This is a genomic window from Cohnella boryungensis, from assembly GCF_042651945.1.
GTDB lineage: Bacteria > Bacillota > Bacilli > Paenibacillales > Paenibacillaceae > Cohnella > Cohnella boryungensis.
Map to the genome: position 1 here is coordinate 124,145 of NZ_JBHSED010000058.1, position 13,633 is coordinate 137,777.

14 protein-coding genes are annotated in these 13,633 nt (G+C 56.2%); 11 read left to right on the forward strand and 3 right to left on the reverse strand.

Going from position 1 to position 13,633, the window contains the following annotated elements:
- Positions 1–7: 7 nt before the first annotated feature.
- From ruvC to yajC, 7 genes are all read left to right on the forward strand, one after another.
- Positions 8–508, forward strand: a complete 501-nt coding sequence (gene ruvC / locus ACFO1S_RS22275) for a crossover junction endodeoxyribonuclease RuvC (RefSeq protein ID WP_204601744.1) — start codon at positions 8–10, stop codon at positions 506–508.
- Entirely contained in the window at positions 508–1,128 is a 621-nt protein-coding gene (gene ruvA, locus ACFO1S_RS22280) for a Holliday junction branch migration protein RuvA (protein ID WP_204601743.1), read from the forward strand. Before ruvC ends, ruvA begins: the two co-directional genes overlap by 1 nt.
- 28 nt (positions 1,129–1,156) lie before the next feature.
- Positions 1,157–2,167: a Holliday junction branch migration DNA helicase RuvB gene (gene ruvB / locus ACFO1S_RS22285; RefSeq protein ID WP_204601742.1), complete on the forward strand. Its 1,011-nt coding sequence runs from the start codon at positions 1,157–1,159 to the stop codon at positions 2,165–2,167.
- 38 nt (positions 2,168–2,205) lie between these two features.
- Positions 2,206–4,329, forward strand: a complete 2,124-nt coding sequence (locus tag ACFO1S_RS22290; protein WP_204601741.1) for a SpoIID/LytB domain-containing protein — start codon at positions 2,206–2,208, stop codon at positions 4,327–4,329.
- Complete coding sequence (gene queA / locus ACFO1S_RS22295) at positions 4,329–5,393, forward strand: tRNA preQ1(34) S-adenosylmethionine ribosyltransferase-isomerase QueA (protein WP_204601740.1); 1,065 nt, start codon at positions 4,329–4,331, stop codon at positions 5,391–5,393. The genes ACFO1S_RS22290 and queA overlap by 1 nt, the downstream gene beginning before the upstream one ends.
- Before the next feature lie 85 nt (positions 5,394–5,478).
- A complete protein-coding gene (tgt, locus tag ACFO1S_RS22300) occupies positions 5,479–6,612 on the forward strand; it encodes a tRNA guanosine(34) transglycosylase Tgt (RefSeq protein WP_204601739.1) in 1,134 nt (377 codons plus the stop codon).
- Positions 6,613–6,629: 17 nt separating this feature from the next.
- The gene (gene yajC, locus ACFO1S_RS22305) at positions 6,630–6,935 is read left to right on the forward strand and encodes a preprotein translocase subunit YajC (protein ID WP_204601738.1); all 306 of its coding nucleotides are present in this window, start codon (positions 6,630–6,632) and stop codon (positions 6,933–6,935) included.
- 95 nt (positions 6,936–7,030) lie between these two features.
- On the opposite strand, the gene ACFO1S_RS22310 is transcribed toward yajC, so the two are convergent.
- Positions 7,031–7,885 (reverse strand): phosphatase PAP2 family protein, encoded by an 855-nt coding sequence (locus ACFO1S_RS22310; protein WP_204601737.1) that lies wholly within the window; start codon positions 7,883–7,885, stop codon positions 7,031–7,033.
- Positions 7,886–7,956: 71 nt separating this feature from the next.
- Complete coding sequence (locus ACFO1S_RS22315) at positions 7,957–8,355, reverse strand: TIGR04086 family membrane protein (protein WP_378127604.1); 399 nt, start codon at positions 8,353–8,355, stop codon at positions 7,957–7,959.
- Positions 8,356–8,572: 217 nt separating this feature from the next.
- Here ACFO1S_RS22315 and ACFO1S_RS22320 point away from each other — a divergent pair, with 217 nt between their 5' ends.
- Positions 8,573–9,286 carry a DUF421 domain-containing protein gene (locus ACFO1S_RS22320; protein WP_204601736.1) on the forward strand — a complete coding sequence of 238 codons (714 nt, stop codon included), beginning with the start codon at positions 8,573–8,575 and terminating at the stop codon, positions 9,284–9,286.
- Between the two features lie 4 nt (positions 9,287–9,290).
- On the opposite strand, the gene spoVB is transcribed toward ACFO1S_RS22320, so the two are convergent.
- Complete coding sequence (spoVB, locus tag ACFO1S_RS22325) at positions 9,291–10,865, reverse strand: stage V sporulation protein B (RefSeq protein WP_378127606.1); 1,575 nt, start codon at positions 10,863–10,865, stop codon at positions 9,291–9,293.
- Between the two features lie 155 nt (positions 10,866–11,020).
- Between spoVB and ACFO1S_RS22330 the strand changes: the two genes are divergently transcribed.
- From ACFO1S_RS22330 to secF, 3 genes are all read left to right on the forward strand, one after another.
- Positions 11,021–11,332, forward strand: a complete 312-nt coding sequence (locus ACFO1S_RS22330; protein ID WP_378127608.1) for a post-transcriptional regulator — start codon at positions 11,021–11,023, stop codon at positions 11,330–11,332.
- A gap of 109 nt (positions 11,333–11,441) precedes the next feature.
- Positions 11,442–12,716 (forward strand): protein translocase subunit SecD, encoded by a 1,275-nt coding sequence (secD, locus tag ACFO1S_RS22335; RefSeq protein ID WP_204601734.1) that lies wholly within the window; start codon positions 11,442–11,444, stop codon positions 12,714–12,716.
- Positions 12,706–13,614, forward strand: a complete 909-nt coding sequence (secF, locus tag ACFO1S_RS22340; RefSeq protein WP_204601732.1) for a protein translocase subunit SecF — start codon at positions 12,706–12,708, stop codon at positions 13,612–13,614. Before secD ends, secF begins: the two co-directional genes overlap by 11 nt.
- Positions 13,615–13,633 lie beyond the last annotated feature (19 nt).

Below are 13,633 nucleotides of genomic sequence, written 5' to 3' on the forward strand. Positions count from 1 at the left end.
TCGTTTCATGAGGGTACTGGGAATCGACCCTGGGATAGCCATTATGGGATTCGGGTTTATTGATAAGACGGGTCATAAGCTGACCCCGGTGCAATATGGCAGCATCGAGACGGCGGCAGGGACGCCGCAGGAGCTGCGGCTGAAGCAAATCTATGAATCTTCCTGCAGCTTGCTGGATCAGTACAAGCCGGATACGGTAGCCGTCGAGAAGCTGTTTTTCAACAAAAACGTTACGAATGCGTTCAGCGTCGGCCAGGCTCGCGGAGTGTTCATGCTGGCCGCGGCGCAGAGAGGCTTGCCCATTTCCGAATATACGCCGATGCAAGTGAAGCAGGCGGTCGTCGGTTACGGCGGCGCGGAGAAACGGCAGGTTCAGGAAATGGTCAAAATGCTGCTCAAGCTAGCTGTAGTCCCAAAGCCGGACGATGTCGCCGACGCGCTCGCAGTTGCGATCTGCCACGCGCATTCCCTCGTCCTTAACGAACGAATGAATGGAGTGACGCGTTAGTGATCGACTATTTGCGAGGCAAGGTCGCCCATATCGAGGCGGAGTATATTGTGCTTGACGTTCGCGACGTCGGTTATCGGGTGTTTACGCCGAACCCTTACGGGCTGGCGAAATCGGAGGAGCCGGTGCAGCTCTTTATCTATCATCACGTCCGCGAGGATGCCATTCATCTGTTCGGATTCACGACGAGAGACGAACAGGCGCTTTTCCGCAAGCTTCTGGAAGTCTCCGGCATCGGCCCGAAGGTGGCGCTTGGCGTGCTGGTCGGCGGTCGTCCGGAGGCGGTCATCGCGGCGATTCAACAGGAAAATGTCGCCTTCCTGACGAAGCTGCCGGGCATCGGCAGAAAAACGGCGCAAAGAATGATACTCGACCTTAAGGACAAGCTCGGAGCGATCGACAGCGGGTGGAGTCTGACCGCTCTGGCCGAACGGGGTACTTCTATCGTCGGAACGGAGAGCGGGTCCGCATGGACGGAAGCGCGCGAGGCGCTGCTGAGCCTCGGCTACCGGGAGGCGGAACTGGACAAGGCGTGGCTGTCGATGAAGAACGGAACAACCGGAGAAGAGACGCCGGATGCTCTGATCAAGCAGGCGCTGCAGCAGCTGTTCCAAGGATGACGCGCAAGCGGGAGAGGAGGCCGAAGCAATGGAGGAAGAGCGTATCGTCACCGCGCATCTGATGATGGAGGACCAAGCGGTGGAATACAGCCTGCGCCCTCGCTACCTGGCGGAATATATCGGCCAATCGCAAGCGAAGGACAACCTGAAAGTTTACATTGAAGCGGCGAAGATGCGGCGCGAGCCTCTGGATCACGTGCTGTTGTACGGCCCTCCTGGGCTTGGCAAAACGACTCTGTCGAACATAATAGCCAACGAGCTGGGCGTACATATTCGCACGACGAGCGGTCCCGCGATCGAAAGGCCCGGCGATCTCGCTGCGATATTGACCAATTTGCAGGAGAACGACGTGCTGTTTATCGACGAAATCCATCGGCTTCATCGCACGGTGGAGGAAGTGCTGTATCCAGCCATGGAGGATTTCGCGCTGGACTTCATTATCGGCAAGGGACCAAGCGCGCGGTCGGTACGGCTGGATCTGCCCAAGTTCACGCTGATCGGAGCGACAACCCGCGCTGGACTGCTGTCCGCGCCGCTTCGCGACCGTTTCGGCGTCGTCAGTCGGCTCGAATACTATACGGAGGACGAGCTCAGCTTTATCGTGACAAGAACGGCGGAGATATTCGGTGTCGGCATTATCGGAGAGGCCTCTCGCGAGATTGCAAGGCGCTCGCGGGGAACGCCGCGGATTGCCAACCGATTGCTTAAGCGGGTGCGCGATCATGCTCAGGTCAGAGGAGACGGCATCATCACGGAAGCTGTCGCGCACGATGCCTTGGAGCGGATTCAAGTGGACCCGATGGGCTTGGACAGCATCGACCACAAGATGCTCCGCGCAATGATCGTCAATTACGCCGGCCGTCCGGTCGGTCTGGATACCATCGCGGCTTCTATCGGAGAAGAGAGCCAGACGATCGAGGATGTCTATGAGCCCTACCTGATGCAGATCGGATTTCTGCAGAGGACGCCTCGCGGCCGTGTGGCCACGTCTGCGGCCTATCGTCATCTTGGGCTTCCTCAGCCGGAAGCGAACGGATGAGCCTAACAAATCCTAACCCCCCGAAGGAGGCAACCCGCATGGTTGATAGCGTCAAAGAGAAGCCCCGGCATAATCGATTGCTGCTGCTCGTGCTGCTGGCGGCAATGACGGCGGCCTTCGTATCCCCTCTGGCTGCACGCGCGGCTGTGAAGGTGCCGGATACGATTCGCGTCGGTTTTTTTCTTAATCTTGGAGCGAACAAATACCAATCGATTACCCCGACTGCGACGCTGTCGTCCGAGGGGGGCATGAAGCTCTCATGGCTCGACGCCAATACGAGCTTGCCGGTGAGCAGCGTTCCGGCCGGTCAAACGGTTCGCTTCGCGATGGACGGCTACAGGGCGCTGGTCGCGGAAACGGCGAGTCTCGATACGGCGATGGCCGTGCTCAAGAAACTACAAGCCTCGTCCAACGCCGGGACGATTACGCAGCTGAGCAAGTCCGGCAAGGTCGTCTACCAGGTCACGGAAGGCGCCTATGCGACCGCAGCCGGGGCAAGCGCCGCGGTGACGAAGTGGTCGAACGCCGGCGCCGCATCGGGAGTGCAGCCGCTGCAAAGCGCCAAAGTGCTGGGGCCGTGGGCCGTTGAATCGGGACCCTACGGCAGCCTGGCCGAAGCGAGGGCTGCCGGAGAACAGCTGGGCAATGCCGGTCTGGAGACGTTCGTTGCGTATAAGCCCGTTGCCGGAGTTGCTCAGTATGTTGTTAGAATCGGTCAGGAAAAGGATGCGGCATCGCTCGCGGCGTTGCGGCAATCGGCTGCGGCCGCGGGCGGCGCGAACGTTCGCGTTCCCGAGGCTGGGGAGCAATATGCCGCGCTTAGAACGGATGTAACCAGCGGCAGCGCCGCAGCGACACTGTACGCGATTCCGGCAGGCGGTTCCGCCGCGCTTCGGGCGGAGCCGGCAGGGGCTGAGGGTATTCTGCTTGCCGAACGGAGCAAGCGAACCTATCGCGGCAGCATGGAGATCAGCGTGCTGAATCAGTCGCTTGCGGTGGTAAACGAGGTCGACTTCGAGCAATATCTGTATTCCGTCGTCGGAGTAGAGGTTGGCGCGAGCTGGCCGCCGGAAGCGCAGAAAGCGCAGGCCGTTGCAGCTCGTACCTATGCCCTCTTCGCCGGGACGGGCTATCAGATTGCGAATGTCGTGGATACAACGCTGAGCCAGGCTTACTACGGGATCGGCTCGGAGAACGCCAACTCCACGGCAGGCGTGCAGGCTACGGCGGGCGAGGTGCTCACTTACGACGGCAAGGTCATCAACGCCGTATTCTCCTCCAATGCCGGAGGAATTACCGCCGATAACAACGCCGAAATCTGGGGCGGAGACAATGCGTACTATTCCGCCGGCGCGAACAGCCCGGACGAGGGCCCGCAGAAGGGCAAGCTGGATTGGCATTACGTTGCTCTGGAATCGGGAGAAGCGGGGTACATCCGCTCCGATCTGGTCGCTGACAGCGGACAGGTTCATGTCAGCGGAGCGAAAATCCTGAAAGTTACAACGGAAGGAGCGGCCGTGCGGGAAAATCCCGTCATCTCTACGAAGGTTGAGCCGATCGCCAGAGTAGGCGTAGGAACGACGCTTGTCGAGCTGGACCGGGTCCCCGAATATTCCGATTACAGCTGGATTGAGCCTTCGATGACGCCGGAGCAATTGCTGACGGCGCTGAACAAGAGAGCCAAAACGCCGATAACCGGTCCCTTGCTTACGCTCGAAGTGACCAAGCGAGGACCTTCCGGCAGGGTGACCGAGATCAAGGCGAACGGGGTTGTCGTTAACGTAGGCGTGGGCGACAATCTGCGCGGGGCTCTGGGAGGACTTAAGAGCACGCTGTTTGAGATCGAGGAGACCGGACGCTTCACGGTGCAGGGAGAGGAGCGTACCCGGGAGATACCGGCGCAGGGCGGATCGCTTCAAGTCGTCGGCGCAGATGGCCGCACGCAGAGCCTCAAGGGCTCCAACCTCTATATCATGGACGGAAGCGGACAGCTGAGGGCTGCTACGGCGGTTCCTGGCTTCGTGATCTCGGGCAATGGAAACGGACACGGCGTAGGCATGTCCCAGTGGGGAGCGCGCGGACTCGCGGAGCAAGGGTATGACTATGAATATATTTTGAAATACTACTATAAGAATGCGACCATCGAGAAGGATGCCAAGTGATGAACGTTAGCGATTACGATTTTGATTTGCCGGAGTCCCTGATTGCTCAAACTCCGTTGCCGGAAAGAACGGCCTCGCGCTTGCTTGTGCTGGACAAGGCTTCGGGAAGCGTGGAGCATCGCGTCTTCACCGATCTGGAGAGCTATCTCAAGCCAGGGGATACGCTGGTGCTTAACGATACGAGGGTGCTTCCCGCCCGTTTGTTCGGCGTTAAGGCGGATACCGGGGCCAAGGCGGAGCTGCTTCTGCTCAAGCGTCTAGAAGGAGATCGCTGGGAGGCTCTCGTTCGACCGGGGAAGAAGCTCCACAAAGGCGCTACCATCCTATTCGGCGCTCGGGACCTATCCGAGGGCGCCGAGCCTGCCAAGCCCCTGCTTACCGCCGTTGTAGAAGAGTCGGGCGAGATGGGGGCGAGAATAGTTCGCTTCGAGTACGACGGAATCTTTCATGAATTGCTTGACCGGCTCGGCCAGATGCCGCTACCGCCATATATTAAGGAAACGCTGCCTGACCGTGAACGCTACCAGACGGTATATTCCCGGAACGAGGGCTCGGCGGCGGCGCCGACTGCGGGTCTTCATTTTACGGAGGCGTTCCTGAAGAAGCTCCAGTCGTCCGGCGTGAAGCTTTGTCCGATTACGCTGCATGTCGGGCTCGGCACGTTTCGTCCGGTGTCCGCAGATACGATAGAAGAGCATGAGATGCACGAGGAGTGGTATTCCGTCAGCGAAGAAAGCGCGAAAATGCTCACGGAGGCCAGAGCCGGCGGCGGAAGAATCGTAGCCGTAGGCACGACGTCCGCGAGAACGCTGGAGACGATCGGCCAGCGCTTCAAGGAGGGGCCGATCGAGGCTTGCAGCGGCTGGACGAATATATTCATCTATCCGGGCTACTGCTTCACGCTTGTAGACGCTTTGCTGACGAACTTTCACCTCCCGCGTTCCACGCTGGTTATGCTGGTCAGCGCTCTGGCCGGTCGTGACAACGTCTTGAACGCTTATCGAGAGGCGATTGCGAAAGAATATCGCTTCTTCAGCTTCGGAGACGCCATGTTCATTACCTGATTCATTCCTGCTGCGAACCGCAAGTTAAGCTAGAATCGACAGATCATTAGACGATCCCATACTGTTCTTTGAAAGGAATTCCACAATGGCAGTCAAATACGAATTAATCAAAACCTGCGCCCAGACCGGCGCGAGATTAGGCCGGCTGCATACGCCTCATGGCATCATCGACACGCCGACGTTCATGCCTGTCGGCACACAAGCCTCCGTCAAAGGGATGAGCCCGGAGGAGCTCAAATCGCTCGGCGCGCAAATCATCCTGAGCAACACTTATCATCTGTTTCTCCGGCCAGGGAACGAGCTGGTGAAAGAGGCGGGAGGGCTTCATCGCTTCATGAACTGGGATCGCCCGATCCTGACGGACAGCGGCGGCTTCCAGGTGTTCTCGCTAAGCGAAATGCGCAAAATCACCGAGGAAGGCGTTGAATTCCGCTCCCACATCAATGGAGACAAGCTGCGCCTGACGCCGGAGAGCGCTACGCAAGTCCAGAACGATCTTGGCGCCGACATCATTATGGCCTTCGACGAATGTCCGCCTTACCCAGCGGAGTACGCTTACGTGAAGCAATCGACCGAACGGACCAGCCGTTGGGCGGAAAGATGTCTGAAGGCGCATGGCCGATCGCACGATCAAGCGCTGTTCGGAATCGTGCAAGGCGGCATGCACAAAGATTTGCGCAAGCAGAGCGCCCTTGATTTGACTTCGCTTGATTTTCCGGGGTATGCTATGGGTGGACTAAGCGTGGGCGAGCCTAAGCCGCTCATGTACGAAATGTTGGAAGAGACGATTCCTTTCCTTCCGAGCGACAAGCCCCGTTACTTGATGGGGGTCGGTTCACCGGATGCGCTGCTCGACGGAAGCATTCGCGGCGTAGACATGTTCGATTGCGTCTTGCCGACCCGAATTGCCCGGAATGGAACGCTGATGACCAGTCAAGGTCGGATGGTCGTTCGCAACGCCAAGTACACGAACGATTTTAGTCCTCTAGATCCGGAATGTACCTGTTACGCCTGCCAGAACTATTCGCGCGCTTACATTCGACACCTGATTAAAGCGGACGAGATGTTCGGTCTCCGCCTCACGACCATACATAATCTTCACTTTCTGGTTCAATTGATGGTTCAGGTGCGGGAAGCGATCAGAGAAGACAGGCTAGGCACGTTCCGCGACGAGTTTTTTGAGAAATACGGCATGGCTCGCAACGAAAGCGGCTTTTAAGAGAGGGGGGATAATGAATGTGGTTAGCAGAATCCAGCGGCGGCGGCAATCTTCTGTACACATTGGCGCCTTTTATTTTGATGTTCGCCATCTTTTATTTCCTGTTGATCCGTCCGCAGCAGAAGAAGCAGAAGCAGCGCGGCAGTATGCTTAACGCCTTGAAAAAAGGCGATAAAGTCGTCACGATAGGCGGTATGCACGGGACGATCGCGGAGATCAGCGACGATACCGTTGTGCTGAAGGTGAACGACGTTACGAAGCTGACGTTCGACCGTTCTTCGATTAACAACGTTACAGCGAAGGGCGAGACGGAGAAAGCTTAATGCCGGAATCGGCAAGCGAATAGAAGAACAGAAGAAAGCCTTCCTTGACCGAATGTAAGATCGGTCGGGGAAGGCTTTTTTTTCAAATAACCGCGCTAGGGACGGACGGGGTCGCTTGCCTCCAGCTTGCTTCGGGCAGGCAAAGGCAGCTCCACGGACTTGCCGGCCGCCCACTCGCCTATTCTCAGCCCGATGAATACCGTCAGCATGGCCAGCAGCACGCCGGCGACCATATCGGTAAACCAGTGTATCCCAAGATAGAAAATGGAAAATACGATGACAATCGCGTTGATCCATGCAAAAACGGCCCACCTGCGAATTCCCGATTTGCTCGCGAGCAGCGCCAAAGTAACCGATATCGAGGTGTGAAGGCTCGGAAAGCAGTTGTTCAATCCGGACAAGGCACGATACTCTTGTTCAAACGCGGGAAAAATATGCAGCAGTAAAAACTGCACTTGAGGATGGGCGTACCAAACCTCGTTAACGGGAACGAACAAGTAAAAAGGAACGGCCAGCACATAATTCAACAGAATGGCCACGCAAAAGGCATAGTACAGCTTCATATCCTGACGGTAGGTGTAGATGCCGACAGAGGCAATCATGGTGGCTTGAAACAGCACCAAATAGAATAAGCCGCAAATTAGCGTCAGCGCTTGGGATTGCAGGTTGTCCTGCAGCCATAACGGCCAGGCGCCTTCCCATCCGCTTAGGATCGGTGTGAGATCGTAGGGGATGGCGAGCCAGTTCTCCAACAGCTGCTCATATTTGTTCAGAAGCAGAATAGCCATGACCGCTATGGAAAACAAAAAGTATTTACGGGACAGGATCATCGCTTTAATGAAGCTCCAGGCTACGGCAAGAGGCTGCCTGCCGGTGCCGAAAGCGATCAGAATGCCGACCGCGATTACCGTGGCGTAAGATATGCTCGACATGCTGTTAAACAAAACCATGAACCGTCCTCCGACTTCTCTTTAGATGCAAGCTCCGCTTTATTATAGCACAAAGTCCAAATTTTATCGTATTATCGGGAGCCTGAGCCGGCATTCACCCCGAGCATTCCCCCCAATGCGCCGGATAAGCCGGTGACAAGCAGCAGAAGCGGTACGGCAGCCGACCAGCTTGCATCGGTCGCCAGAAAGCTGATCGTCAGCAGGGCAAGAGTATAGAGCAGACCGTTGGTCATTCCGAAATACCAGCCCTTCCGCCCGGAGCGCTTCGCAGAAGCGAACCCTCCTGCAAGCGCGGCGCAGCCGTGAACGGTGAAAACCCAAGGCGCCATGCCCGACTCGCTCAGCGTGGAGCCTGCCAGCAGGATGGACAACAGAAGAGCGCCGATGGCCAGCCAGATCGCCGACCAGTACAGACCCGAAGCAACGGGAGAGGCGTTGCGAAGCCCAAATATGCGGGAAAGTGAATTCAAAGCGGATCACTCCTAACGAAATTGGGATTTGTACCAGCATATGCGGATTCCGGCATCCTAGTACAGGCCGTCGGAATTTCGAGTCAACTGCCGAACCGATTACCATATTTTCCGTGGATCGGATAGGAATGAGGGCTCAGGACAGCGGTGACAATATAAGTCCAAGCGGTCAGCGACGGGAAAAAAAGCTCACAGGGCTGAATGGCGGAGGTGGACCATGGAATTGACGGCTGTGCTTCTGAGAACGATCTTCATGTACTTCTTCATCTTCATCATTATGCGGTTGATGGGCAAGCGCGAAATCGGGAAGCTGTCCGTATTTGATCTGGTCATCTCAATCATGATCGCGGAAATCGCGGTGATTGTCATCGAAGCCCCGGAGAAATCCGTCATTTTGGCCGTGTCCCCGATCGTGCTCCTGATGGTTATTCAGATTGGAATTGCCTTCCTGTCCCTCAAGAGCCGCAAATTGCGGCTGCTGTTCGACGGCAAGCCAAGCGTGTTGATCCGAGACGGCCATCTCAATCGCAAGGAAATGTATCGACAGCGATACAATCTGGACGATCTCCTGCTTCAACTGCGCGAGAACCAGGTTTCCGATATAGAAGATGTAAAGCTGGCCGTATTGGAATCGACAGGTAAGTTATCGGTCATGACCAAGGATCGAAGCGGCGAATCGGTCGAAGGAGAAGAAGCTTTGTCGCAGACGGGTCAGAAGAGCGAAGGCAATGGCGGTCCACGGATCAGATACGAGTTGCTGCCGATGCCGCTCATCATGGATGGACAAATTCAGGACGATAATCTGGAGAAGCTGGGAAAGACGCGCTTCTGGCTCAAGAGCGAGCTAAGCAGATATGAGATAAACAACTTTAAGCAGGTATATTTCTGCAGCATCGATTACAAAGGCAAGCTGTACGTGGACAAGAAATAAGCGGTCAGGACGGATTTCTTGGCGGGAAAAGATGCTTGAGGATCGGCGTTCGGGAGACATCCTCGCGATCGACCAATTTAAGCAGCACCAGAAGGAGCAGATAAGCGATTGCGCCTCCCGAGGCGGCGGCAACGAGATCGAAGCTGCCTTGTCCGAACAGGCCGATATCCCATATTTTGAGCATGACCGCGCTCATGACGATCATCGCCAGCGTTACCTTGAGAAAATCGAGAGGCATCATCCGGAAGCCCGTGAGCCGTGCGACGCTGATCCAATGAAGCAGCGTTACGAGCATCATATTTACGGCGATGGCTATCACGACTCCGACAATGCCGAACCGTGGGTCTGTAGCGAGCTGAACGATGAGAATGAGCTTCACGGCTGCTCCGGCGAACGTATTGAACAGGGCGGTTCCAGGGCGATTTAAGGCCTGCAGGGCAGCCTGCAAAGGGGCTTGCATATACAAAAATATCGCAAGCGGAGACATCCAGCGGAGCATATCTGCCATTGAGTCGTTTCCGTAAAGAAGCGTACAGATCGGACCGGCCAACAGGCCGAGAAGCACGACGAACGGGGCCCCGGTCACAATCGCAAGTCGCATCGATTGATGGAGCCGCAGGTGTATCGTTGCCCAATCTCCCCGCGACGCAGCTTCGGACAAGGAGGGGACGAGGGAGATGGCCAAGGAGTACGTCAGCGCGCCGGGCAGCAACAGCAGCGGAATGACCATCCCTTGCAGCGCTCCGTATTGCGCGGTCGCCCCTGCGACGGCGATGCCCGCAACGGTCAAGCTTCTAACGGTAAGGATCGATTCCAGCAAGTAAGACAATGAGCCGACCATTTTGCTGCCCGTCACCGGGATCGCGGTCCGAAGCAGCTCTCTTGCGGTGGAGGACTGGGGCTCGCCGTGTCCTTGCGGGACAAGGGAAGCGGCGGGTTTCTTGCGTTCCCGTACGAACTGGATCCATAGAACGAGCAGTCCCGCGGCTTCCCCCGCAACCATGCCCAGAACGGCCCCCGCCGTAGCCATCGCCAGTCCCTGAGGAAGCAGCAGCCAGGCAAAAAGCAGCGTGCAGACGATGCGGAATACCGTTTCCGCGGTCTGAGAGATAGCCGTGGGAATCATATTCTGCTTCCCTTGGAAGTAACCTCTCCATACGGAAGAGACCGCAACGAGAGGCAGTATGGGAATCATGGCCAGGAAAGCGTGATGAACCCTGGAATCCGTCATAATACGAGTGGAGATGTAATCCGACAGCGCTATGCAGCCGATCGCCAGCAATAAGCTGATGCCCAGCGACAGGGCAACCGCAATTCGGAGGATACGGCGCACGCGATTTGCGTCTCCCTGGGAGTCTGCCTCCGCTACTTGCTTGGCGACAGCGAGGGGCAGACCTCCCGAGATCAAGGTTAGCAGCACGATCGTAAACGGGAAAACAAGCTGGACAAGCCCGACGCCTTCCGCCCCGATCATGCGCGGGAGCGCAATGCGGGGAACGAAGCCAAGCAGTCTGTTCAAGAGGCCGGCCGCCAGCAGGATCATAGCGCCTTGGATGAAGCTTTGCTTGCGCGTGCTCACGAACATCCCTCTTCCCTAGCATGGGTTAGTCCATCTATATGCGAAGGTTGTCCTTCTTCATGCCAGCGGCAGGAAATAAGTGTTGAACGGAGAAAGGAAATAAGAGATGATGGAGAGACAACGATGCACATTCGCCAAGGCGGGAGGAAATGGAAGTGGAAGAGCAGGAACAGGAGCAGGCGAGACCGGAGATCGACTTGAAGAAAAGCGAGGCCGCCCCGGAGATGAGCGAGCAGGAGCTGAATGAGACGATCGAGCAGCTCTGCCGAAGCAAAGCGGAGGAATTTCATCTGTTCGGCTACGAGCAAGTCAGCGGCGCCGATATATGGGAATGCGTAAGCGACAAATACCACAAAAAAGGCATGCCGCCGCTGCACGAAATCGTCAACGATATCCTGTCTCTGAAGGTGACACAGTTCATGAACTTCATTACGCTTAGCATGTATAGAGGCGAACAGCGCAAGTAAGACAGTCGGACGACAAGCCTTCTCTCGGGAAAGGCTTTCTTTTTTGACTTCTTTTTCATCGCGTAGGTATAATAGGAACATTGAGAATCGAAAGGGGACCGCAAGAGAGATGAAACGTATTATGGCTTTCGTGCTCGTCGTTCTCGTCAGCTTCGGGATTATGGGTTATTTCACTCCCGGGCTGTTGAACGAAACGAAGCTTGGGCTCGACCTGAAGGGCGGAGTCGAAATTCTGTACGAGGCGCATCCGATTACGGAAGGCGGCACCGTGACGAAAGAAACGTTGAAGCAAACCGCCTTGAGCCTGGAAAAGCGCGCCAATAAAAACGGCGTGGCGGAGCCCGAAGTCACAACGGAAGGCAAAAACCGCATTCGTCTGAAGATTGCCGTGTCGACGGGCAGCACCGACAAGGAACGGGACGAAGCGATCGCGAAAATCCGCGATCTGATGAAACGTCCCGCGGAGCTCCAGTTCCGCAGCGCTGAAGGCTGTGCGGACGGTTCCTACTGCACGGTCGAACTGTACGGCTCGGATTTCAAAGAGGGCGCCGCAGCAGTAGAGATGGGGAACCTGAACGAGTATATGGTTCGGATCGTCGTGAAGGAGAAGGAGAAGCTTGCCGAAGTCTCGACAAAACTCGTGCGTAAAAATCTGGCCATCTATCTGGACGATACTCAGATTTCCGCTCCGCAGGTGCAGCAGCCTCTGACGGACGGAACGGCTGTCATTACGGGACAGGACTCCAGACAAGAAGCTCAGGAGCTGGCCGATATTATTAACCTGGGCGCCCTGCCGCTCAAGCTAACCGAGAAATATACGCAAAGCGTCGGCGCGACGCTGGGACAGAAGTCGCTGGAGGACACGCTGTTCGCCGGCATACTCGCTTCGGTGCTGATTCTGGTCTTCATGCTCGTGCTCTATCGTCTTCCGGGATTCGTCGCCAGCATTTGCTTGCTCGTATTCGTATGGGTGCTGCTCGGAATCTTCTATCTCATGGGGGCAACGCTGACGCTTCCGGGCATCGCCGCCTTCGTGCTGGGGATCGGCATCGCGGTCGACTCGAATATCATAACGGCCGAACGCATCAAGGACGAGCTGCGCAGCGGGAAGACGATTGTTTCTTCCTTGCGCGCAGGAGCCAAGAACAGCTTCCGCACGATTATCGACGCGCACATTACAACCTTGATCGCCGGCGGCGTTCTTTACTTCATGGGACATGGGATCGTCAAGAGCTTCGCGGTCGTTCTCATGTGGAGTATCGTCGTCAACGTCTTGACGAACGTATTCTTGCCGCGCTTCCTGCTCAATCTGTTGATTAAGAGCGGACGCTTCAACAAGCCTTCGTATTACAGCGTAAAGGAGAGTGAGATCAGTGCGCTCTAAAAGAAAATTTGACTTCGTCAAATCCAGTCGGCGATTTCTGATCGCATCCGCGCTGATTACGCTCCTGGGCATCGTGGCGGTAAGCGTGTTCGGTTTGAATTACGGCATCGACTTCAGCTCGGGTACCTCGGTGGACGTGACGACGACAAAGTCGGTTGAAGAGGCCAAGCTGCGCGTGTTCCTGGACGAGCAGAAGCTTGGGGACTATACGTTAACGCTGGCCGAGAATCGCGATTCGATTCGTTTCAAGGAAGCTCTTAACGAGCAGCAGGAGAAGGACTTCAAGGCGGCCTTTAATACGACCTTCGACCCTGACGCCTCCTTCGAAATCAATATTGTCGATTCGGATATCGCACGCGAGCAACAGACGAGCGCTCTGCTCGGGATGGCGATCGCTTGTCTTGGGATCGTCATCTATGTCAGCATTCGATTTGAGTGGAGATTCGCCATTGCCGCAGTCGTTTCCCTCATCTACTCCGCGTTCTTTGTCATTACGGTGTTCTCGATCTTTCAGCTTGAGGTCAACCTGCCGTTTATTCTGGCGGTCCTTACGATTATCGGCTACGCCATTAACGATACCGTCGTTATTTTCGACCGGATTCGAGAGAACATGCGCTTTGCGAAGCTGAAGACGAACGACGATCTGGATGAGCTCGTTAACAGCAGTATTTGGCAGACGCTGGCGCGCTCGATCAATACGGTCATTACCGTCCTGATCGCTTCGGTCTGCTTGTTCATCTTCGGCAGCGAATCGATCAAGCTGTTCTCGTTGGCGATGATCGTCGGTCTCATATGCGGAGCGTACTCCTCGATCTTCATCGCCAGCCAGTTCTGGCTGTATTTAAGGAAGAAGCAGCCTCTGAAGAAAGTGGCCGTGAAACCGCAAAGCACGCCTTAAGCATCAAGAAAGGAGTGGC

What these genes read in the sequence shown, in the direction of transcription:
- ruvC (WP_204601744.1), top strand. Translation starts at nt 8, where the DNA reads ATGAGGGTACTGGGAATCGACCCTGGGATAGCCATTATGGGATTCGGG.
- ruvB (WP_204601742.1), top strand. Translation starts at nt 1,157, where the DNA reads ATGGAGGAAGAGCGTATCGTCACCGCGCATCTGATGATGGAGGACCAA.
- ACFO1S_RS22290 (WP_204601741.1), top strand. Translation starts at nt 2,206, where the DNA reads ATGGTTGATAGCGTCAAAGAGAAGCCCCGGCATAATCGATTGCTGCTG.
- queA (WP_204601740.1), top strand. Translation starts at nt 4,329, where the DNA reads ATGAACGTTAGCGATTACGATTTTGATTTGCCGGAGTCCCTGATTGCT.
- tgt (WP_204601739.1), top strand. Translation starts at nt 5,479, where the DNA reads ATGGCAGTCAAATACGAATTAATCAAAACCTGCGCCCAGACCGGCGCG.
- yajC (WP_204601738.1), top strand. Translation starts at nt 6,630, where the DNA reads ATGTGGTTAGCAGAATCCAGCGGCGGCGGCAATCTTCTGTACACATTG.
- ACFO1S_RS22310 (WP_204601737.1), bottom strand. Translation starts at nt 7,885, where the DNA reads ATGGTTTTGTTTAACAGCATGTCGAGCATATCTTACGCCACGGTAATC.
- ACFO1S_RS22320 (WP_204601736.1), top strand. Translation starts at nt 8,573, where the DNA reads ATGGAATTGACGGCTGTGCTTCTGAGAACGATCTTCATGTACTTCTTC.
- secD (WP_204601734.1), top strand. Translation starts at nt 11,442, where the DNA reads ATGAAACGTATTATGGCTTTCGTGCTCGTCGTTCTCGTCAGCTTCGGG.